Below are 21,052 nucleotides of genomic sequence, written 5' to 3'. Positions count from 1 at the left end.
ACCTCCATGGTGGCCGCACGCACTCCCGCGCCCAAAACTATGGTGTCCCACCACATACGCCTCTGGCCTGCACGTTCCTACGGTGTGGCAGCACGCAAACGTCCCCCGTCGTACGCCAGGAAGTGGTGCCGATGTCGTCGCCAGCAAGCGCTCCACCAGCCCCGTCCCGCCTTACCCGCATCGTCGCCGCCAGCCTCATCGGCACCACCATCGAGTGGTACGACTACTTCCTCTACGGTTCGGCCGCCGCCCTGGTCTTCGGCCGTGTGTTCTTCCCCGAGTCGGATCCGCTCACCGGCACGCTGCTGTCCTTCCTCACCTATGCCATCGGCTTCGCCGCCCGCCCGATCGGCGCGGTGGTCTTCGGCCACTACGGCGACCGTCTCGGCCGCAAGAAGCTCCTGGTGATCAGCCTGCTGATGATGGGGCTTTCCACCGCCCTGATCGGCTGTGTCCCCGGCTACGACACGATCGGTGTCGCGGCTCCGCTGCTGCTGACCACGCTGCGCCTGATCCAGGGCTTCGCCCTCGGCGGCGAGTGGGGCGGGGCGGTGCTGCTGGTGTCCGAACACGGTGATGCGAGGCGACGCGGCTTCTGGGCGTCCTGGCCGCAGGGCGGAGCACCGGCCGGCAACCTGGTCGCCGTCGGCGTGCTCTCCCTGATGACCACCGTGCTCAGCGACGACGCGTTCAACTCCTGGGGCTGGCGGGTGCCGTTCCTGCTCTCCGCCGTGCTGGTCATGATCGGTCTGTGGATCCGGCTGTCCGTCGACGAGTCTCCGCTGTTCAAGGAGGCGCTGGCCAAGGCCGAGCGGCGCAAGGCCGAACAGCGGGCCGAGCAGCCGCCGTTCGTCGCGGTCGTGCGCAACCACTGGCGGGACATCCTGGTCGCGATGGGCGCGCGGATGGCCGAGAACATCTCGTACTACGTGATCACCGCTTTCGTCCTCACCTACTGCGTCGACCACCTGAAGATCGACAAGCAGACGTCACTGAACGCGGTGCTCATCGGCTCGGCGGTGCAGTTCTGCCTGATCCCGCTGTTCGGTGCGCTCTCCGACCGGATCGGACGCAAGCCCGTGTACCTGGTGGGCGCGGTCGGCGTGGGTCTGTGGTCGTGGGCCTTCTTCGCTCTGCTCGACACCAGGTCGTTCCCCGCGCTGGTCCTGGCCGTCACCGTCGGTCTGATCTTCCACAGCGCCATGTACGCTCCCCAGGCGGCGTTCTTCTCCGAGCTGTTCGCCACCCGGATGCGCTACACCGGCGCTTCCATCGGGGCCCAGCTCTCCTCGGTGGCGGCCGGCGCCCCCGCCCCGCTGATCGCCACCGCGCTGCTCGGCTCCTACGGCTCCTCCACCCCGATCTCGGTGTACGTCGGTCTGGCCGCCCTGATCACCGTGATCGCCGTCGTCGCCTCCCGTGAGACGCGCGGCAGGGACCTGACCGCGATCGAGCCGGACGGCTCCGCGCCGCAGCCGGCCCCGGACCAGCAGAAGGCCGCGTCCGCCTGACGGCCCGCCACCGCCACCCGGCCGAGGAGGGTCAGGGTCTTCCCGGCCGGGGAGGACCCTGGCCCTCCTCGACCGTGCCCCCTGGCCGTGGCCCCTCGGCCATGCCCCCCCCCTCGGCCGTCCCCCCTCGGCCATGCCCGCCCCTCGGCCGTCCCCCTGACCGTGCCCGCCCCTCGGCCATGCCCGTCCCTCGGCCGTCCCCCCCTCGGCCGTCCCCCTGACCGTGCCCGCCCCTCGGCCATGCCCGTCCCTCGGCCGTCCCCCCCCTCGGCCGTCCCCCCTAACCGTGCCCACCCCTCGGCCATGCCCGCCCCTCGGCCATGCCCCCCTCGGCCATGCCCCCCTCGGCCATGCCCCCCTCGGCCATGCCCCCCTCGGCCATGCCCCCCTCGGCCATGCCCCCCTCGGCCATGCCCTCCTCGGCCGTGCGCCGATTCCACCGTCCACCGACTTCGCAACGGTTGCCCGCCCATGTCGCACAAGCCCATGTCCGTCGCCCGTCACCTGCGCCGGCTGCTCGAACTCCTCGCCGCGGGCGCCCCCGCCGAGGACCTCGGTGCCGTCGCCGTCGAGGCCCGGCGCAGCGGTGCCCTCGCCCAGGACCTCGCGGAGGTCGAGCAGGCCACCGAAGCGGCGCTGCGCGTCCAGACCACGCTCAGGCAGCACCGGCGCCGGGAGGCGGAGCTGGCCGCGCTCTTCGACACCGCGGGCGACCTGGCGGCCCTGCGCGATCTCGACGCCGTGCTGCGCTCCATCGTCCGGCGGGCCAGGATGCTCCTGGGCACCGACACCGCCTACCTCACGCTGCCCGACGAGGACGCCGGGGACACCTACATGCGGGTCACCGACGGCTCGGTGTCGGAACTGTTCCAGAACCTGCGCCTGCAGCTGGGTGAGGGCCTCGGAGGTCTGGTCGCGCAGACCGCACGCCCCTACGCCTCCCCGGACTACCGCACCGACGACCGCTTCGTGCACACCGGCAGCATCGACGCCGGGGTCCTGGACGAGGGCCTGGTCGCGATCCTCGGTGTGCCGCTGCTGCTGGGGTCGGGAAGCGGCGGCCAGGTCATCGGGGCCCTGTTCGCCGCGGACCGTACGCCCCGCACGTTCGCCCCGGACGAGGTCGCCCTGCTGTGCTCCCTGGCCGACCACGCCGCCATCGCCATCGACACCGCCAAGGCCATGGCCGACGCCCGGGCCGCGCTGGCCGAACTGGCCGAGGCCAACGCCGTGATCCGGGAGCACTCCGCCGCCATGCAGCGCGCCGAGGAATCGCACGACCGGCTCACCGATCTGGTGCTGCGCGGCGGCGACGTCCCGGACGTGGCCGCCGCCGTGGCCGCACTTCTGCGGGGGGACGTCGCGGTGCACGACGGCGCCGGGTGGCCGCTCACCGCGGTCGGCGAGCACGGCGGCGCGTTCACCAGGGGCGGGGTGGACGGCGGTGGCGCGGAGGAGGCGGCGGCGCTGGTCGCGGTGGCGGAGAGGTCCCGTGCGGCCGCCCACGCGGTGTTCCACGACGGGCGCTGGGTCTGCGCGGTACTGGCCGGGCAGGAACTGCTGGGCTGTCTGGTTCTGTACGGGCGGCCGGATCTCGACGGCCCCGACCGGCGTCTGTTCGAGCGGAGCAGCGTCGTGACCTCGCTGCTGCTCCTGCTGAGGCGTTCGGTCGCCGAGACCGAGAACCGCGTACGCGGCGATCTGATCGCCGATCTGCTCACCGTGCCCGACCGCGACCCGGCCGGCCTGGTGGCCCGCGGCCGCCGCCTCGGCTTCGACCTCGACCGGCCCCACCTCCTGCTCGTCGCCCGGTCCGGCGAGGCGGCCCGGGAACGGCTCGCCGACGCCGCCGTGCAGTACCTGTTCGGGTGCGGCGGCGTGAGCGCGGAACACGAGGGCGCCGTGGTGCTGCTGCTCCCGTGCGACGGCACCGGTCCGGGCGAGGCGGCGCCCGTCGCGGCCGGGCAGCTCGGCCAACTGACCGGCGCACCGGTCACGGTGGCCGGCGCGGGGCCGGCTGCCGGGCCGCGGGCCATCGCGGACGCGCACGCCGAGGCCGTGCGCTGTCTACGGGCGCTGCAGGTGCTCGGCCGCGCAGGACAGGGGGCGAGCGTCGCCGAACTCGGCTTTTTCGGCGTGCTGTTGGGCGACGATCACGACGTGGACGGGTTCGTCGCCGCCGCGCTGGGACCGCTGCTGGAGTACGACGACCAGCGCGGCACCCAGCTGGTCCGCACGCTGCGCGCCTACTTCCACTGCGGCGGGAGCCTGACCCGGGCGAAGGAGGAACTGCACGTGCATGTGAACACGGTCGTGCAGCGCCTGGACCGCATCCAGGCGCTGCTCGGCCCCGACTGGAACACCCCCGAGCAGGCCCTGGAACTCCAGCTCGCCCTGCGTCTGCACCTGCTGTCGGACGCCTGACGCCCGAGCGGACAGGCGCGGGAACGGCCGCGGGACGGACGTGCCGCTCTTCCGGTCCTGCGCAGGTCCCGGCCGGAGTCGCGAGGTCACCGTGCCGGCGTACCGCCCGGCCCCTCGGGTCCCGCCACGCCGGCCGCGGCCAGCAGGTGCCGTGCCACCACCCGGGCGCCCTCGTCGCCGATGATGATCGTGTAGTGGTTGGTGCCGGGTACGAGCCGCGTGCGCACCAGGTGGGGGTCGAGGCCGGCGGCGGTGAGCCGCTGTTCGTCGTACAGGCCCTGCGGCTCGTCCATCAGGCCGCGTTCCGCCCAGAGCAGCACGGCCGGACCGGGCAACCGGTGCACCGCACCCGACACCTCCCCGCCGAGCTGGTCCACGCCGTCGGTGCGGACCGCCTCCAGGCTGCAGGAGGAGCGCAGTTCGGGCTCCTGACCCACGAGATCGCGCTGGATGTAGTCGTCCACCCACGGCGACCAGGGACCGGCGAAGGCCGGATGCCGCTGCCAGAACGCGCGGTAGGCCTCCCGGTCCGGGAACGTCATCGACAACCGCCGCATGGCCGGGCCGATCACCGAGGTGATCAGCTCGTCGGGATCCAGGCCGGCCGGGACGGGAAAGCCCACGCCGCCGTCCACCAGCAGCAGGGCCGTCAGCAGGTGCGGGTGGCGCACCGCGGTCAGGGCCGCGGTGAAGGCCCCCATGGAGTGGCCGGTCAGCACCACCCGCCCCACGCCCAGCGCGTCCACCACCGCGGCCATGTCGTCGGCGTGGGCCGCGATGCCGTACGGGCCGGGAAGTCGCCCGCTGCGGCCCCGGCCGCGCAGGTCGGGTGCGACCAGGGTGACCCGGCCGGCCAGGTGGTGGGCGACGCGCGCCCAGCTCAGGCCGTTGGCGGTGATGCCGTGCAGCGCCAGGACCACCGGTGCGCCCGGGTCGTCGGCCGGCCAGCGCGACACGGCCAGCCGCCCGCCGGGCACCGGCACCTGAAACTCCTCGCGCGCCGCTGCGGCCGCGTCCTGACGGGCCGTCGTGCCGTACCGCGGAGTGGGGCTCATGACGTGAGGACCTCCTCGCGGTCGGTGGCGGCGCGGGACGCACGGGCGGCGCGCAGCCGGGCCGGGAGCCGTGCCACGCCGCCGGGCAGCAGGTATATCACCGCGACGAACAGCGCGCCGAGCAGGAACAGCGGCTGCGAGAGCGGCACGCGGACCACGGCGGGCAGACCGGCGACCGCACCCGAGCCGGCCAGGTCGCCGAGCCGGTGGTCCGCCCACGTGTACAGGATGCCGCCGGCCATGGGGCCCCACCGGGTGCCCGAGCCACCCAGCACCACCATCACCAGCAGGGACAGGGTGAAGTCGGAGGTGGTCGTCTGCGGGGTGGCGCCGCCCGTCAGCAGCAGGTACACGATGCCGCCCAGCGCGGCGAGCGTGCCGGCCAGGACGAAGGCCACGAGCTTGAAGCCGTACGGGCGCAGCCCCAGCACCTCGACCCGGCGCTCGTTCTCCTTGATGCCCTCCCAGACCCGGCCGATGGGCGAGCGGACCGTCCACTGCACGACGGCCAGCACCACCACGAGGTAGGCCAGCGCGATCCAGTACAGGTTGGCGGTGTGCTCGATGCCCACGAGCGAGGCGGGCAGCCCGCCGGCGGGGGCGGCCCTGCCCTCCTCGCCGCCGGTGACGCCTCCGGGGTCGCGCTGCACGAGGATCGACGCGGCCTGCGCGAAGGCCAGGGTCACCATGGAGAACCCGATGCCGCCGGCCCTGAGGCTGACCGCGCCCAACAGCGCGGACAGCACCACGCCCGCCAGCAGGCCCAGCAGCGCGGACACCGCGAACGGCAGGCCCGCTTCGAGCATCACGGTGTTGGTGACGTAGGTGCCCGCGGCGAAGTACAGCGCGTGCCCGAAGGACAGCAGTCCGGTACGGCCGAGCAGCAGGTCGTATCCGGTGGCCAGGCCCCCGAAGAGCAGGCACAGGGCGAGCAGTTGCAGGTTGCCCGGGCCGCCGATCGGGCCGTCGAGCAGGCCCGGCAGCGGCAGCGCGCTGTAGGGAACGGTGCACAGCACCGCCAGCAGCAGGGCGGGCCACCAGCGGGTGGCGCGCCGCAGCCGCTCGGAGCGGGTGGCGAGGGGATGGTCCGCCGTGCGGGCCCGGCCGCGCGGCTGGGTGGCGGTGGTCATGCGAGCCTCCCGGTGAGCCCCCGCGGCCGGACGAGCAGCAGGGCGGCGAGCAGGACGACGACGGCGAGGTCGCCGAGCCCGGCGGTGGTGTAGTAGTTGGCGAACTGCTGGACGAGGCCCACGGCCACCGAGGCCAGCGCGGCGCCGGTGAGCGAGCCCATGCCGCCCGTCACGACGACCACGAAGGCGAAGATGAGCAGCGAGGTGCCCTGTTCGGGGTCCACGGAACCGAAGTAGAGGCCGCCGAGGGCGCCGCCGAGGGCCGCCGCCGCGCCGCCGATGGCGAAGACCAGGGTGAACGCCTTGCGCACGTCGATGCCGAGCGCGGTGACCATCGCCCGGTCCTCCACGCCCGCGCGGACGACCAGTCCGTGCCGGGTGCGGCCGAGGAACAGCGTGAGCCCGGTCAGCACCAGCAGGGCCGCGCCGATCAGCACCAGGCGGTTGAGCGGTACTTCGGCGCCCAGCAGGCCGAAGGTTCCGGACAGGGCCTTCGGCCCGGGGAAGGGCCGGGCGTCGGACCCCCAGATCGCGGACAGCAGGGCCGGGACGGCCAGGCCCACGCCCACCGTCGCGAGGATCTGCTCGCGGGGGCGGGTGTAGAGCGGGCGGATCACGGCGAGCTCGAGCAGCACGGCGGCGACGGTGCCCACCGCGGTGCCGAAGACGACGGCGAGCGCGAACCCGGCCCCGCCGGGTCCGGCACCGGGCAGGTGGCCGGAGGCGGCCCACCAGGTGCCGTAGGCGCCGACGGACAGCAGGGCGCCGTGGGCGAAGTTGAGCACGTCCATCAGCCCGAAGATCAGCGAGAGCCCGGAGGCGACCAGGAAGTACAGGGCGCCCAGGCCGAGCCCGGTGAGGGCGAGCAGTACGACGGTGGACATCAGGCGTCTGCCTCCGTGGTCCGGGCGGCGGTGCGCGCCGCGGTGCGAACGGACGGGTCGGCGGGCGCCATTCCGGCGCTGCCGTGGCCGGTGCCTCCGTGGCCGGTGCCGCCGTGGCCCGCGCTGGCGACGCCGAGCAGCCGGCGGGCCGCCTCCGCGTCGGCGAGCAGGTCGACGGCGAGGCCCCGGTGCGCGGTGCGGCCGTCGGCGAGGACGACGCAGTGGCGGGCGAGGCGGCGCACCACGGCGAGGTTCTGCTCCACGAGCAGCACCGGCACCGCCTCGGCGGCGCGTTCCAGCACCTGGGCGACCTCGGTGACCACCTTGGGCGCGAGCCCCTTGGTGGGCTCGTCGGCGATGATCAGCCGGTTGCCGTTGAGCTGGGTACGGGCGATCGCGACCATCTGCTGCTGACCGCCGGACAGCGTGCCGGCGGCCTGCCGGGCCCGGCGTCTCAGCTCCGGGAAGAGCTCGTACACAAGGTCGTAGGCCGGTTCACCGGCGCCGGGCCGCTCGGCGAGGCGCAGGTTCTCGGCCACGCTGAGGGCGGCGAAGACGCCGCGGTCCTCGGGGGCGTAGCCGATGCCCCGGCGGACCAGGGCGTGGGTGGCCAGGCGCACCGTCTCCGCGCCGGCCAGCAGGACGCTGCCGGTTCGCGGGACCAGGCCGAGGATGCCGCGTACGGTCGTCGTCTTGCCGGCTCCGTTGCGGCCCAGCAGGGCGGTGGTGCCCGAGGCGGCCACCTCCAGGTCGACGCCGTGCAGGATGTGCCGGCCGCCGATCACGACCCGCAGATCGCGCACGGTCAGCAGGGGCTCCGGGGCGGGAGTCACAGCTCCTCCCCGAGGTAGGCCTGCTGCACGGTGGGGTCGGCCATCACGGCCGGCGGGGTGTCCAGCGCGAGCAGCGTGCCGTGGTGCATCACGGCCAGCCGGTCGGCCAGGTCCAGCAGCACGTCCATGTGGTGCTCGACCATCAGCACGGTGCGCCCCTCCTCCTTGTGCAGCGACCGGATGAGTTCGGTCAGCGCGGGCACCTCCTCGGCGCTCACGCCCGCCATCGGCTCGTCCAGCAGGATCAGCCGGGGCTCGCCGACGAGCAGGACCGCGAGTTCGAGCTTGCGCTTCTCGCCGTGCGAGAGGGCGTCGGCGCAGGTGTCGGCGCGGTGCGCGAGCTGCGTGCGTGCCAGCACCCGGTCGACCCGCTCCGGGTGGGTGCCGGCACGACGCCAGATCCGGTACGAGCCGCCGTCGGCGGCCTGGGCCGCGAGCCCCACGTGGTCGGCGACCGTCATGCCCGGCCACAGGCTGGAGGTCTGGAAGGTGCGTCCGAGGCCGCGCCGGGCCCGGGCATGGGCGGCCTCCGCGGTGATGTCCCGGCCGTCCAGTTCGATCGCGCCGCGCGACACCGGGCTGAGCCCGCTGACCAGGTTGAACAGGGACGTCTTGCCCGCGCCGTTGGGGCCGATGAAGGCCAGGAACTCGCCTTCGCGGACGTCGAAGGAGACCGAGTCGACGATGGTCGCGCCGCCGACCGTCCAGCCGATGTCTCGCAGCCGGAGCACCGGCGCCGGGAAGGTACGGGCCTCCCCGGCGTCCGGAGCCCCCGGGGCGCTCGGTGACGTCGTGTCAGAGGAGGACATCGTCTCAGCCCGCCGTCCTCGCGGCCGGCGGTGCGACCTCGGTCATCGGGATGCCGGCGATCAGCGCGGGCCGGGCGGCGCTGCCGCCGCCCTTGAGCCGGGCCGTGAACATCGGCTGCAGCAGGGCGTGGTCCTTCGCGCGGATCTGCTCCTTGCCCTTGGGCCCGTCGAAGCTCCAGCCCTCCAGCGCCTTGACCATGGCCGTGGTGTCGGTGGCGCTGCCGGACTCGATCGCGTGCACGATCATCTGGGCGGCCGTGAAGCCGTCGGGGCTGAACAGGTCGGGGGTGCCGCCGGCCTTGGTGATGCCGTCGAGCATGGCCTGCTCCACCGGGTTGCCGCCCCCGGCGCCCGGGAAGTAGTGCGCGAGGAAGGAGACCTTGGAGCCGGCCGCGCCGAAGACCGGGTACGAGGCGGTGCCCGCGAGTCCGGTGACGACCTTGCTCGCGTCCAGCACGCCCTGCTGGTTCAGCGCGGTCCACAGGGCGGGGGCGGTGGCGCCCGCCCAGGCGACGAACACCAGATCCGGTTTGCCGGCCCTGGTCTGGCGGGCGAAGGGCGTGAGGTCGGTGGCGCTCGGCGGGGCCAGCACGGAGCCGACGTGCGCGCCCTTCGCGCCGAGGACCGCCTTCACCGCGGCCACGTTGGCCTGTCCGAATGCGGAGTTCTGGGCGAGCACGGTGACCTTCTTGCCCTTGGCGTCGCCGAGCAGGGTCCCCGCGGCGAGGATGTCCTGGTACGACTGCCGGCCCGAGCGGAAGGTGTAGGCGTTGACGCCGGTGACCGCGTCGGTGGCGGCGGGACCGCTGACGTACAGCACCTTGTTCTGCGCGGCCAGCGGCGCCATCTGCAGCGCCACACCGGAGTCGGTGGTGCCGGCGAGGACCTTGAAGCCCTTGCCGACGAGGGTCTTGGCCGCGGCGACGGCCTTCGCCGGGTCGCCCGCGTCGTCCTGTTCGGTGACCTCGATCGGGTGGCCGCCCGCCTTGTTCGTCCCGTGCGTGGCGTAGGCCAGGCCTGCCTTGAAGCCCTCCTCGTACTGCTTGCCGTAGGCGGCCAGGAGTCCGCTGCGGGAGTAGACCAGCCCCACCTTCACGGGGGCGGCCTTGCCGTCCGAGCCGGCGGACGCGGTGCCGGCGGTTCCGGCCGAGGAGCAGCCGGCGACCAGGGCGCCGAGGGCGATCAGGGTGAGCGCGCGAAGAGATCTGCTTCTGAAGGTGTCCGTGAGGCTGGAAGGCATGACGATCGGCTCCTGACAGTGGGCGCGGTGCGTGATTGCCGGAACGATAGGAGCGCCGTACGACGGGCGGCATGTGGTCAATCACCGCTCTTCTGGGCCCAGTCATGGCATCGGCACACATGGTCGGTGGCGGCCGGTGCCGCGAGGGTGAGATCCACGGATCAGACCAGGTGGGGAAGGAAACGGCATGGACAAAGTGATGGCCGCGGCCGCGCTGGCAGTGGCGGACATCCCTGACGGTGCGACACTCGCGGTCGGCGGGTTCGGCCTGTGCGGCATCCCGTCGACGCTGATCGCCGCGCTGGCCGGGACGAGCGCGTGCGGCCTGCGGGTCGTGTCCAACAACTGCGGGGTGGACGACTGGGGTCTGGGACTGCTGCTGGCGGCCGGGCGGATCGCCCGGATGACCTCTTCCTACGTGGGTGAGAACAAGGAGTTCGCCCGCCAGTACCTGACAGGGGAACTGGAGGTGGAGCTGACACCGCAAGGCACACTCGCCGAGCGGCTGCGGGCCGGCGGCACCGGCATCCCCGCGTTCTACACAACGGCGGGGGTGGGCACCCAGGTCGAGGAGGGCGGCCTGCCCTGGCGCCACACCGCCGACGGCGCTGTCGCGGTGGCCTCCCCGCCCAAGGAGACACGGGAGTTCGGCGGCCGCCGCTACCTGCTGGAGGAGGCCATCACCGCCGACTTCGCCCTCGTGCGGGCCGCGGTCGCCGACCGGCACGGCAACTGCGTCTTCCACGCGGCGGCGCGCAACTTCAACCCGCTGTGCGCGATGGCGGGGCGGATGACCGTCGTGGAGGCCGAACGCATCGTCGAGGCCGGCGAACTGCCGCCGGACGCCGTCCATCTGCCGGGCGTGTACGTGGACCGCGTGGTCGTCGCCGACGACTCACTGGACAAGCGCATCGAGCGCCGCACCGTGCGCCCGGCGCGCCCCGGCGTGGCAGCGGCCGTCTCACGCACCGCCTCCGAGGAGAAGTGACCATGCCGCTCGACCGCGACCAACTCGCCGCCCGCGCCGCCCGGGAACTGCGCGACGGCCAGTACGTCAACCTGGGCATCGGCCTGCCCACCCTGATCCCCAATCACCTGCCGGACGGGGTGCACGTGGTGCTGCACTCGGAGAACGGCATCCTGGGCGTGGGCCCCTACCCGTACGAGGGCGAGGAGCACCCCGATCTGATCAACGCCGGGAAGGAGACGGTGACCACTGTCCCCGGCACCGCCTACTTCGACTCGGCCTTCTCCTTCGGCATGATCCGGGCCGGCCGGATCGACGTATCCGTGCTCGGCGCCATGCAGGTGTCGGCCCATGGCGACCTGGCCAACTGGATGATCCCCGGCAAGGTGGTCAAGGGCATGGGCGGTGCGATGGACCTGGTCCATGGCGCCCGCCGGCTGCTGGTCGTGATGGAGCACGTCGCCAAGGACGGCAGCCCGAAGATCGTGGAGGAGTTGAGTCTTCCCGCCACGGGTCGCCGGGTCGTGGACCGGGTCATCACCGACCTGGCCGTCATCGACGTCACCTCCGAGGGGCTGCGACTGGTCGAAACCGCTCCTGGCGTCACCGTCGGGGAGGTCCTGGCCGCGACCGGCGCCCGGCTCCTCGTCGACGAGGGCCTGCCGGCGCTCGCACCCGGCTGATCCTTCCCGACTCCCCCAAGAGACGGTGCCATGCACCGAATTGCTGACCACGTGTGACGGCACTCGGGGTCCGGCTCACCTGCGGCACGTTCGCCGCCGAGGTCTGCCACGACCTGGGCCTGACCGATGCCGGCGGGGGTGCCGACCGGAACCGACCTGGACGCCATGGACGACGAGCCGACGTCCTTCCCCACGTGCCGCACGTCAGAAGCGGACGATGCCGTGTACGGGGCGTTCGGCGCGGGGGCGTGGCCTACCCCCGGTGGACGATGCCTGCCCGGCGTCCACCCGTTGCCGGCCTTTGGCCGCTCAGGACCGGGCCCGGGCGATGAGCAGCGCCACGTCGTCCTCGCCACCGGGCGAGCGCAGGATCTCCAGGAGGCGGTCGCATGTGTCTTCCAGATCGTGGCCCCGTGTCATGGTGAGGGCGTCGAGGAGGGTGTCCAGGCGAGCGTCGATGGGTTCGCTTCGGGTTTCGACCAAGCCGTCGGTGTAGAGGACCAGTGCGTCGCCGGGGCCGAAGGCGATGGTGGCGGCCTCGAAGGGCACCCCGCCGACGCCCAGCGGCGCGCCGGTGGGAAGGTCGAGCAGCTGGGCCGCGTGGCCGCGTCGTATCAGGGCCGGGGGCAGGTGGCCGGCGAGGCAGATCTCGCACGTGCCCCGGTGCGGGTCGTAGACGCAGTAGATGCAGGTGGTGATGGTCTGCTCGACCCCTTCGGTCAGGTGGTCCAGGTGTCGAAGGGCCTCGGCGGGGGCGAGGGCGAGCTCGGCGAAGGCGCGGGCGGCGCTGCGGAGTTGACCCATGGTGGCGGCGGCCTTCACGCCACTGCCCATGACGTCCCCGACGACCAGGGCGGTTCTGTCACCCTGGAGGGGCACGGCGTCGTACCAGTCGCCGCCGATCTCGCTCGTGGCGCCGGCGGGCTGGTAGCGGCAGGCGACCTCCAGTCCGGGCAGGTGCGACGGGCGCTCGGGAAGCAGACTGCGCTGGAGGGTGAGGGCCGCCTGGCGCTGGGCCTGGTATCCGCGGGCGTTGTCGATGCAGACCGCGGCTCGGGCGGCCAGCTCCCCGGCGAGGAGCACATCGTCGTCGTCGAAAGGCGCGGGGTTCCGGGTGCGGGCGAGGTCGAGGGCGCCCAGGACCTCGCCCCGGGCCAGGAGCGGTACGGCAAGGTAGGAGTGGACGCCGGCCGCCGCGAGGAGGGAGGCGGCCTCGGCGTGCCGGGCGATGCGCTCCAGATCCTGACGGGTGGTGTGGGGTACCAGTACCGGTCGGCGGGTGCGTACGCACTGGGTGATCAGGCGGTCACTGTCGTAGGTGGCGAGTCCCCCTGTCGGGTCGGCCGCGCGCACCGCCTCGGTGGCTTGGACCGCGCTGACGGCGAGGGCGCGGAAGAGGGCCGGGCCCTCGTGCGGCGGGCTCCGGCCGTCGAGGACGCTGTCGAGTACGTCCACGGCCGCCACATCGGCCAGGGCCGGCACGACGACGTCGGCGAGCTCGCGCGCTGTCGCCTTCAGATCGAGGGTGCTGCCCACGCAGGCGGAAGCCCTGGCGATCAGGGTCAGCCGCTGCCGGGCCTGTGCCGCCTCGGCGGCGGCCTGGTGACGCTCGGTGACGTCGATGACGGAGTAGGCCAGGCCGAGCACCCGCCCACGGGCGTCCTCCAGCCGGTAGTACGAGACGGACCAGGCGTGCTCGTGGTCCGGGTCGGCGGGGGGACGGCAGACGATGTGCCGGTCCACGACCGACTCGCCCGTCTCCAGGACGCGGCGCAGACGTGCCTCGGGGTCCGTGTCCAGGAAGGTGAGGATCTCGCCGACCGGCCGGCCGAGACGCTCGGAGGCGGCCTGACCGGTGATGCGTTCGAGAGCGGGATTCACGGCCAGGTAGCGCAGGTCCGGGTCCAGAATGGCCAGCCCGATCGGGGACTGGGACACCAGTCGCATGGCGAGGGCGGCATCTCGCTCGATCTGTTCCACAGCGCTCTGGTCCGCGGCGAGGCCCAGGGCGTAGACGTCGCCGAGGTCGTCCAGCAGCCGCATGTTGCGGAACTCCACCAGGCGGGTGCTGCCGTCCTTGTGCCGGATCGGGAAGGCGCCGGCCCAGTCGCTGCCGGATTCCATGACCTCGGCGAACAGCTTGATCACTTCGTCCCGGTGCTCCTCGTGGACCGTCAGCCGGGCCGCGTGCTGACCGAGTGCCTCCGCGGCGGTGTAGCCGAACAGGTCCTCGGCCTTCGGGCTCCAGAAGACCACCTCGCCTGCCGCGTTCACCACCACCGCGGCGACGCCGAGCAGGTCGAGCAGACCACTGGGCGGCGCGGCATGACCCGCCACCGACCGGCCGTGGCCTGCTCGGGAGGAGTCCGTCGTGCCCATGCCTCGTGTTCCTTCCCGCTCGGCGCCTCGGCTCTGCCGTACCGGCGGGAGCGTGCTGTCTCCCTCCATGGTCGTCCCAGACCCGGGAGCACACACCTGGACCGACCGCCGGCGCACCGGCGGAGGGGTGCCGGCCGCCCACACGCCCCAGATGATCTTGGCAGTCAAAGGGAATGCCGAGTGGGGAGAAGTCGCGCACGGTCGTTCGCTGCCGCCCCGATGTGGCCGCGGCGTGCGGATGACACCGTGGCTGCACGCCACGCCCGCGTGGCACCGGGACCGGCGCTCGATGGCATCATCGCCCGAGCACGTAGTGCACATCCACGTCCTGTTGACGGACCGGCAGCTGAGCACACGTCACCAGGGCTGAGCCCGCGCGGTCATCCGGGCGCGAAGGAGAAGCTGCGCCACAGGCCGGTGGTCCTGACGACCTGGTCCGACGCGCCGATGTCCAGGAAGTTGCTCTGTCCGCCCGGCGGCACGGTGCAGTCCGGTGTCGTGTACAGGAGCAGGCTGCTCTGCGTCTGATTGTCGACGTGGGTCACGCCCTCGGGGAAACGGTGACAGTCGTGGATCGGCGGGTTGGAGAGGGTCTCCACGATCCTGAAGCCGTTGCGCGCCACGATCTGACCGGACGCCTGGTCCTGGCACGCGGTGAGCGCGATACCGAGCAGCGTGATGCCGGTGAGCGCGGCCAACAACCGTGAAGGGGGCATCGCGCCTCCTGAGGTACGGGGAGCTGCCGGGAATCTCGTCCTTTCTTCACTATCCGCCAGATGCGACGGAGCCGCACAGTGAGGAAGGACGATCGCCGCGGCACGTGGACGGACCCGGGTTCGACACGTCCGGGCGGCCGGCGCGGGCGCCGGCGGCCGTGGTGCGGGCCGCGTCCGGGCCCGTAACGGCCCCGTGGCCGGAGCAGGATGCGCGGCTTACGCTGATCGAGGGGGCCCATCCGGGTGAATCGCACGCCGAAAGGGGCGCCCCGATGGACGACTACCCGCTGATCGAGAACCACGGGCTGATCGGAGATCTGCAGACCGCGGCGCTGGTGACCACCGAGGGGGTGGTCGACTGGTTCTGCTCCCCGCGTTTCGACTCTCCGAGTGTGTTCGGAGCGCTTCTCGACAAGGAGAAGGGCGGGCACTGCACGGTCCGGCCGGCCCACCCGACCCATGCGACCCGGCAGTTGTACCTGCCCGACACGGCGATTCTGGTGACCCGGTTCATGACCGGGGCGGGGGCCGGTGAGGTGCTCGACTTCATGCCCGTGACCGGTACGACGGCCACCTCCCGCCACCGGCTGGTCCGTGTGGTCCGCTGTGTGCGCGGCAGCATGACGTTCGACGTGGACATCGCCCCGCGGTTCGACTACGGGCGCACGCCCCACCGGTTGCACCTCACCGAGCACGGAGCGGTCTTCGCCGCGGACGACGGCACGACGCTGACCGTCCACCCCATCCGGGAACCGGACGACGACCGGCTCGCGGAGGTCCTCACGGACCAGAACGCCGACGTTCGTCTGTCCCTGACCCTGCAGGCCGGCCAGCAGCGCGGGCTGGTTCTGGAGATGGGCGCCGAGGGGCCGCCCGCCGAGGTGCGCCGTGACGCACACCAGCGGCTCTTCGACGAGACGGTCGCCTTCTGGCGCTCCTGGCTGGCACAGTCGCGGTACACCGGTCGCTGGCGTGAGGTGGTGGAGCGTTCCGCGATCACGCTGAAGCTGATGACCTTCGCCCCGAGTGGCGCCGTGGTGGCCGCCCCGACCGCGGCTCTCCCGGAGCAACTGGGCGGCGAACGCAACTGGGACTACCGCTTCACCTGGATCCGTGACGCCTCGTTCTCCGTGTACGCCCTGCTGGGCCTGGGCTTCACGGACGAGGCCCGCGCGTTCATCATCTGGCTGAGCGACCGGGTCAGGGAGCGGGTCGGGAGCCTGGGGAGCACGGGTCCGCTCAACATCATGTACAAGGTCGACGGCTCCTCCGACCTGGACGAGCAGATCCTCGGCCACTGGGAGGGCTACGAGGGTTCGGCGCCGGTACGGATCGGCAACGGCGCCGCGACGCAGCTCCAGCTGGACATCTACGGCGAGGCGCTGGACAGCATCTACTTCGCGCACCGGCACGGCTTCCAGGTCGGGCACGGAGGATGGAGCTCGCTACGGGCGAACCTGGACTGGCTGGCCGACCACTGGGACCAGGCGGAGGAGGGCATCTGGGAGACCCGCGGTGGTCGCCAGGACTTCACCTACGGCCGGGTCATGTCGTGGGTGGCGTTCGACCGGGCCCTGCGGCTCGCAGAGTCGAAGGGGTGGCCGTCGGCGTCGGACCGCTGGCACGCCGAGCGGGACGCCGTCTACGAGCAGGTCATGGCGAAGGGGTGGAGCGAGGAACGGCAGGCCTTCGTCCAGCACTACGCCAGCGGGGTACTGGACTCCTCGCTGCTGCGCATGGCGACGGTCGGGTTCCTCACCCCGGAGGATCCGATGTGGGCGTCGACCCTGGACGCCATGGAGCAGGAACTGGTCAGCGACAGCCTGGTCTACCGCTACAACCCCGACGCCTCGCCCGACGGACTGCGCGGCTCCGAGGGCACCTTCTCGCTGTGCACGTTCATGTACGTCGACGCCCTGGCCCGCGCGGGGCGGACCGACCGGGCGAGGCTGGTGTTCGAGAAGATGATGGGGTACGCCAACCATCTGGGCCTGTACTCCGAGGAGATCGACCCGACCGGCCGTCAACTCGGCAACTTCCCCCAGGCGTTCACCCATCTCGCCCTCATCGACTCGGCCCTCACCCTGAACGAGGCGCTCGGCCGGCGCTAGCGCCGGCCCGGTTCAGATCTCCGGTCGTGCGGGGCCGAGCAGTACCAGGGTGTCTCCCTGCCGCCCGGTGGGCGTCCGGTCGTCGGTGACCGGTTCCAGACGGCCGTCGCGCCGTACGACGAACAGGGCGTCGTACCCCGGTGGGCGGGGTTCCGGCGCGGGCAGCACCTGGAATCGGGCGCCCCGTTCGTGCCGGGCCGCCAGGGCGGGGCGGACGAGCTCCGGGCCGAAGAGGGTGCCACCGGCGGTGTAGGGGGCGACGACGCCCTCGCTGTCGGGTGGCGGGCCGATCCGGTGGACCGGGCCGTCGACACTGTCCTCCATGACGATCGCGGCGAGCGCGTTGAAGTCGTCGTCGTCCGTCAGCAGATAGAGCGAGGTGACCCCCTCCAGCGGCGCCTGGGGATCGGAGGCCGCGGCCATGAGTTCCCCGGCGGCCAGTTCGATGCCCGCCGCCTCGATCCGCTTCCTCTCCTGGGCCGCCCCCGCCCACATCAGCACGTCCAGTCCGGCGGTGCGCAGCGCTCGGGCGAGATCGAGGACCCAGGGAGCACCGCCGACGAGGAGCGGGCGCGTTCGGGCGGGGCGCACGATGCCCAGCCTGTGGGCCACCGGCCTCGCGGTCAGCCCGTAGACCAGGACGGTTCCCACGATCGCCAGGAAGGTGACGGGGAGCATCTTGTCGGCTCCGGGCAGTCCCGCCGACGTGAGGGAGGCGGAGAAGGTCGTCGCGGTGGACGCGGCCACGATGCCGCGCGGGGCCATCCAGCCGGTGAAGGCGCGTTCGCGGCGCGTGAGATCCGTCCGCAGCGTGGACAGCAGCGCCACCAGCGGTCTGACCACCGCCACGAGTACGCCGACGAGGGCGAGCGTGGGCAGCAGCACCGGGACGACGGACTTCGGTGTCACCGTGGCCGAGATGGAGATGAACAGCAGGCCGATGATCAGCTGGACGAGCGTCTCGAAGAACGGGCGGCGTGCGGGCATGTCGAATCCGGGCAGGTTCGCGACGGTCAGCCCGGCGACGATCGCGGCGATCAGTCCCGTGTCGTCGAACACCATGTCGCAGCCCGCGGCCACCGCCACGACGACGGCCAGCTGGGCGAGCGTACCGAGCGTCTCACCGAGGTGGAGCCGCCGGAGGGTGAGCCACAGCAGTGCGGCGCCGACGGCACCGCCGGCGAGTCCGACGGCGATACCGGCGACGAAGGCGCCGACGCGGAAATGGCCGCTCCGCAGCCCGCCGGAGACGATCGAGTGGAAGCTGACGGCGCCGAGGATGCCCCCGACGGGATCGATCAGGGAACCTTCCCACATCAGGATCCGCCGGACCGTGTCCGAGGGACCGACGTGCTCCAGCAGGGGACCGACGACGGTCGGGCCGGACACCACCAGGATCACACCGATCATGCTGGCCGCGGCGGCGGGCACACCGAGCAGCACCGGGGCCAGGCCCATGACGGCCCCCCACGTGCACAGCACGCCGAGCACCATGAGGCGAACGACGACACTGCGCGTCGCGTCCTTGAGATGACGCAGGTCCAGGCTCACACCGGCGTCGTAGAGGATGATCGCCACCGACACCGACACCAGGGGGGAGAAGGCGGGTCCCACGAGATTGCCGGGGTGGACGGCATCGGTCAGGGCGCCCGCGGCGAACCCGGCCGGCAGCAGCAGGATCAGGGCCGGGATCCGCAGCCGGCCGGCGAGAATCTGGCATCCGACGGCGAGGGCGACGGTCAGGCCGATGCCCAGCAGGATGTCCTCTGCGCTCACCGGGCTGTCACCGTGGGGAGCGGGCGCGCGGTCGGCCCGGCATCGGGTCAGACCTCGTCGGCGGCGGCATCGCCGCGCAGTTCGGCGTCGGTGAGGCCCTCCAGCTCGCCATGGGTGTCCAGCCAGTACAGCAGGGCGACCGCGGGGATGACGAGCACGACGGCGACGAGGGTGACGAACGCCAGCCAGCGCAGTGTGGTGTGGGCGCCCGCGCCGTCGGCGACGGTCAGCGAGGTCGGGACGAGGTAGGGGCGCTGCGCCATGCCCCAGGCGAGGACGGACGACGCGACCACCCCGACCGCTGTGCCCCGGGACCAGGCTGCGGAGGGACGGGTCAGCAGCCATGCGGTGGCGAGCGTGGCCAGCGCCGCCACGACGACGAGGACGAGGCCCACGCCGTGGGTGAGCCCGTGCCACACATGGGGCGCGTCCCCGTGGGTGACGACCAGGGTGACGACGGCGAGCACGGCGACGGCGACGAGGGCGGCGAGGGCGCGTCGGCGGAAGTACCGGTCCAGGTCCGGTGCGGCGAAGCGCCGGGCGTCCGCGGCGAGGAAGACGGCGCCGAGCGTCGCCGTGGCCGCGATGGCGAGCAGACCGAACAGCAGGGACGTCGGATTGGCCCAGGCATCGGTCGACGCCGTCGTCGTGGCCGTCACCCGGCCCGAGGCCACTCCCCCGGCCGCGGCACCGAGGAAGAACGGCGTCAGCAGCGAGGCGACGGCGAAGACCGCACCGTACAGGCGCCGCCCGGCCAGCCGCCGGACGGGCTTGCGCAGGGCGAAGCCCGCGCCGCGCAGCACGATGCCGACCGCGGCCAGCGCCAGGGGCAGCCACATCGTGGTGAACACCCGCTGGAAGAGCACGGGGAAGCCCGTCCACATGATGACCAGCACGAAGATCAGCCAGACGTTGTTGACCTCCCAGACGGGCTCCATCGCGTGGTCGATCAGCCGGCGCGGGCGCTCGCCGCGCTGCGCTCCGCCCGCGGTCAGGTCCCAGAAGCCGGCTCCGTAGTCGGTGCCTCCGCCGCAGGCATAGGCGGCGATCGCGAGCAGCAGGACGACGGCGATGACACCGGCGATCACAGCCGGCTCCCGGCCGAGCGCGGCCCGTACGGCGTGTCCGTCTCCGGTGTCTCCTCGGGCGGCCGGGGTCCGCCCGTCCGGTCGGCGAGCCGCCAGCGGGCCCGCATCTTCAGCAGCACCGCGAGGAACGACCCGAAGACGAAGACGTACACGACGACGACCAGACCGAACATGATCCACAGGCTGCTGGAACGCGTGGCCGTCACCGCTTCGGCGACCCGCATGTTCTGGTACACGATCCACGGCTGGCGGCCGACTTCGGTGGTGATCCAGCCGCACTCGACGGCGACGACGGAGGCGAGGCCGGCCACGGCCGCGCACCGGAAGAACCAGGGGGTCGCGGGCATCCGGCGGCGCAGCAGCCACATCGCCCCGTACCAGAGGGCGAGCAGCACCAGCAGGGAGCCGATCCCGACCATGATGTCGAAGGTCCAGTGGACGATCGTGGCCTGAGTGGGTGTGGGCCGGTCGCTCGCCGGCACGGAGGTCAGCCCGGTGACCTTGGTGTCCGGGCGGAAGCCGGCCAGGATGGAGTCGAGCTGCGGGATCTTGATACCGCCGGAGATGGTCCCGTTCGGATGCAGCCGGCCGAAGAGGTACTCCGGCACATGGGTGTCGGTCCTCCAGACGATCTCCATGGCGGCGAACTTCACCGGCTGCTTGTGGAACACCTGCCGGGCGATGGAGTCGCCGAGCACGAACTGCACGGGGGTGCACACGGCGGCGAGGGTGAAGGGGATCGTGAACCCCAGCCGATGGTAGCGGTCCCGGCGGCCGCGCAGCCGTCCGACGGCGTAGACGCCGGCCACGACATAGCCCGCCGTCACGAACATGGCGACGACGAAGTGCCAGTACTCCGGGCCGAACATGGGGGTGAAGACCGCCTTCCAGATCTTCACGTCGACCGGGTTGCCGGCGGCGTCGAGGGTGAAGCCCCGCGGGGTGTTCATCCACGAGTTGGCGGCCAGGATGCCGAAGGCGCCGAGCAGGGCCACGAGCGGCAGGGGGAGGCCGAGCAGGAAGTGGGCGCGGGAGGGGAGCCTGCGCCAGCCGTAGAGGTAGACGGCGATGAGGACGGCTTCCAGGAAGAACGCCCAGGCCTCGACACCGAACCCGATGCCGAAGACATCGCCCCACCGGCCCATCATGCCGGGCCACAGCAGCCCGAACTCGAAGGACAGCACGGTGCCGGTGACGACACCGATCGCGAACTGGACCGCCATGACGGCCGACCAGCGACGTGCCAGCAGCAGGGCGGTGGCGTCGCCGCGGCGCAGGCCGTAGCCGTGCATGATGAGCGTGATCAGCGGCAGCGCCACGCCGAGCGGCACCAGGATGATGTGGGAGGCCAGGGTGAAGGCCATCATCGATCGGGCGGGCAGTGTTTGCGGCGGTACGTCAGCCAACAGCATGACCGTGTGCATATGAGGCGTCTCCGGGGGCCGA

16 protein-coding genes are annotated in these 21,052 nt (G+C 72.5%); 5 read left to right on the top strand and 11 right to left on the bottom strand.

Features of this window, described 5'->3' with window-relative positions; genetic code table 11:
* The first annotated feature begins 131 nt into the window (after positions 1 to 131).
* Positions 132 to 1,511 (top strand): MFS transporter, encoded by a 1,380-nt coding sequence (locus SRB17_RS08660; protein WP_153536452.1) that lies wholly within the window; start codon positions 132 to 134, stop codon positions 1,509 to 1,511.
* A 471-nt stretch (positions 1,512 to 1,982) separates the two neighbouring features.
* Complete coding sequence (locus tag SRB17_RS08655) at positions 1,983 to 3,935, top strand: helix-turn-helix domain-containing protein (protein ID WP_153536450.1); 1,953 nt, start codon at positions 1,983 to 1,985, stop codon at positions 3,933 to 3,935.
* Between the two features lie 86 nt (positions 3,936 to 4,021).
* On the opposite strand, the gene SRB17_RS08650 is transcribed toward SRB17_RS08655, so the two are convergent.
* From SRB17_RS08650 to SRB17_RS08625, 6 genes are read right to left on the bottom strand one after another with little or no spacing between them, the layout of a single operon-like run.
* On the bottom strand, positions 4,022 to 4,990 hold the full coding sequence (locus SRB17_RS08650) for an alpha/beta hydrolase (protein ID WP_153536448.1): 969 nt from the start codon (positions 4,988 to 4,990) through the stop codon (positions 4,022 to 4,024).
* Positions 4,987 to 6,120, bottom strand: coding sequence for a branched-chain amino acid ABC transporter permease (locus tag SRB17_RS08645; protein WP_153536446.1), 1,134 nt, complete (start codon positions 6,118 to 6,120; stop codon positions 4,987 to 4,989). The genes SRB17_RS08650 and SRB17_RS08645 overlap by 4 nt, the downstream gene beginning before the upstream one ends.
* Complete coding sequence (locus tag SRB17_RS08640) at positions 6,117 to 7,004, bottom strand: branched-chain amino acid ABC transporter permease (RefSeq protein WP_153536444.1); 888 nt, start codon at positions 7,002 to 7,004, stop codon at positions 6,117 to 6,119. The genes SRB17_RS08645 and SRB17_RS08640 overlap by 4 nt, the downstream gene beginning before the upstream one ends.
* Positions 7,004 to 7,837, bottom strand: a complete 834-nt coding sequence (locus SRB17_RS08635) for an ABC transporter ATP-binding protein (protein ID WP_323375198.1) — start codon at positions 7,835 to 7,837, stop codon at positions 7,004 to 7,006. Before SRB17_RS08635 ends, SRB17_RS08640 begins: the two co-directional genes overlap by 1 nt.
* A complete protein-coding gene (locus SRB17_RS08630) occupies positions 7,834 to 8,646 on the bottom strand; it encodes an ABC transporter ATP-binding protein (protein WP_153536442.1) in 813 nt (270 codons plus the stop codon). The genes SRB17_RS08635 and SRB17_RS08630 overlap by 4 nt, the downstream gene beginning before the upstream one ends.
* Positions 8,647 to 8,650: 4 nt before the next feature.
* A complete protein-coding gene (locus SRB17_RS08625; protein WP_153536440.1) occupies positions 8,651 to 9,886 on the bottom strand; it encodes a substrate-binding domain-containing protein in 1,236 nt (411 codons plus the stop codon).
* Between the two features lie 187 nt (positions 9,887 to 10,073).
* Between SRB17_RS08625 and SRB17_RS08620 the strand changes: the two genes are divergently transcribed.
* A complete protein-coding gene (locus tag SRB17_RS08620) occupies positions 10,074 to 10,874 on the top strand; it encodes a CoA transferase subunit A (protein ID WP_153536438.1) in 801 nt (266 codons plus the stop codon).
* A 2-nt stretch (positions 10,875 to 10,876) separates the two neighbouring features.
* Positions 10,877 to 11,536, top strand: a complete 660-nt coding sequence (locus tag SRB17_RS08615) for a CoA transferase subunit B (RefSeq protein WP_153536436.1) — start codon at positions 10,877 to 10,879, stop codon at positions 11,534 to 11,536.
* A gap of 309 nt (positions 11,537 to 11,845) precedes the next feature.
* Here the strand turns inward: SRB17_RS08615 and SRB17_RS08610 are convergent, their stop codons facing one another.
* Complete coding sequence (locus SRB17_RS08610) at positions 11,846 to 13,915, bottom strand: SpoIIE family protein phosphatase (protein WP_153536434.1); 2,070 nt, start codon at positions 13,913 to 13,915, stop codon at positions 11,846 to 11,848.
* 380 nt (positions 13,916 to 14,295) lie between these two features.
* Positions 14,296 to 14,631 (bottom strand): hypothetical protein, encoded by a 336-nt coding sequence (locus SRB17_RS08605; protein WP_153536432.1) that lies wholly within the window; start codon positions 14,629 to 14,631, stop codon positions 14,296 to 14,298.
* 272 nt (positions 14,632 to 14,903) lie between these two features.
* Between SRB17_RS08605 and SRB17_RS08600 the strand changes: the two genes are divergently transcribed.
* Positions 14,904 to 16,742, top strand: a complete 1,839-nt coding sequence (locus SRB17_RS08600; protein ID WP_153536430.1) for a glycoside hydrolase family 15 protein — start codon at positions 14,904 to 14,906, stop codon at positions 16,740 to 16,742.
* Positions 16,743 to 16,754: 12 nt separating this feature from the next.
* Here SRB17_RS08600 and SRB17_RS08595 read toward each other — a convergent pair whose 3' ends face one another.
* The 3 genes from SRB17_RS08595 to SRB17_RS08585 are packed head-to-tail and all read right to left on the bottom strand — an operon-like array spanning position 16,755 to position 21,018.
* On the bottom strand, positions 16,755 to 18,518 hold the full coding sequence (locus SRB17_RS08595; RefSeq protein WP_323375197.1) for a cation:proton antiporter: 1,764 nt from the start codon (positions 18,516 to 18,518) through the stop codon (positions 16,755 to 16,757).
* A 47-nt stretch (positions 18,519 to 18,565) separates the two neighbouring features.
* Positions 18,566 to 19,606 (bottom strand): cytochrome d ubiquinol oxidase subunit II, encoded by a 1,041-nt coding sequence (locus tag SRB17_RS08590; protein ID WP_323375196.1) that lies wholly within the window; start codon positions 19,604 to 19,606, stop codon positions 18,566 to 18,568.
* A complete protein-coding gene (locus SRB17_RS08585) occupies positions 19,603 to 21,018 on the bottom strand; it encodes a cytochrome ubiquinol oxidase subunit I (RefSeq protein WP_228395926.1) in 1,416 nt (471 codons plus the stop codon). Before SRB17_RS08585 ends, SRB17_RS08590 begins: the two co-directional genes overlap by 4 nt.
* Positions 21,019 to 21,052 lie beyond the last annotated feature (34 nt).

Origin of the sequence: Streptomyces sp. RB17 (genome assembly GCF_009604455.1) — a bacterium.
Classification (GTDB): Bacteria; Actinomycetota; Actinomycetes; order Streptomycetales; family Streptomycetaceae; genus Streptomyces.
This window is presented reverse-complemented; position numbering and strand designations above follow the sequence as displayed.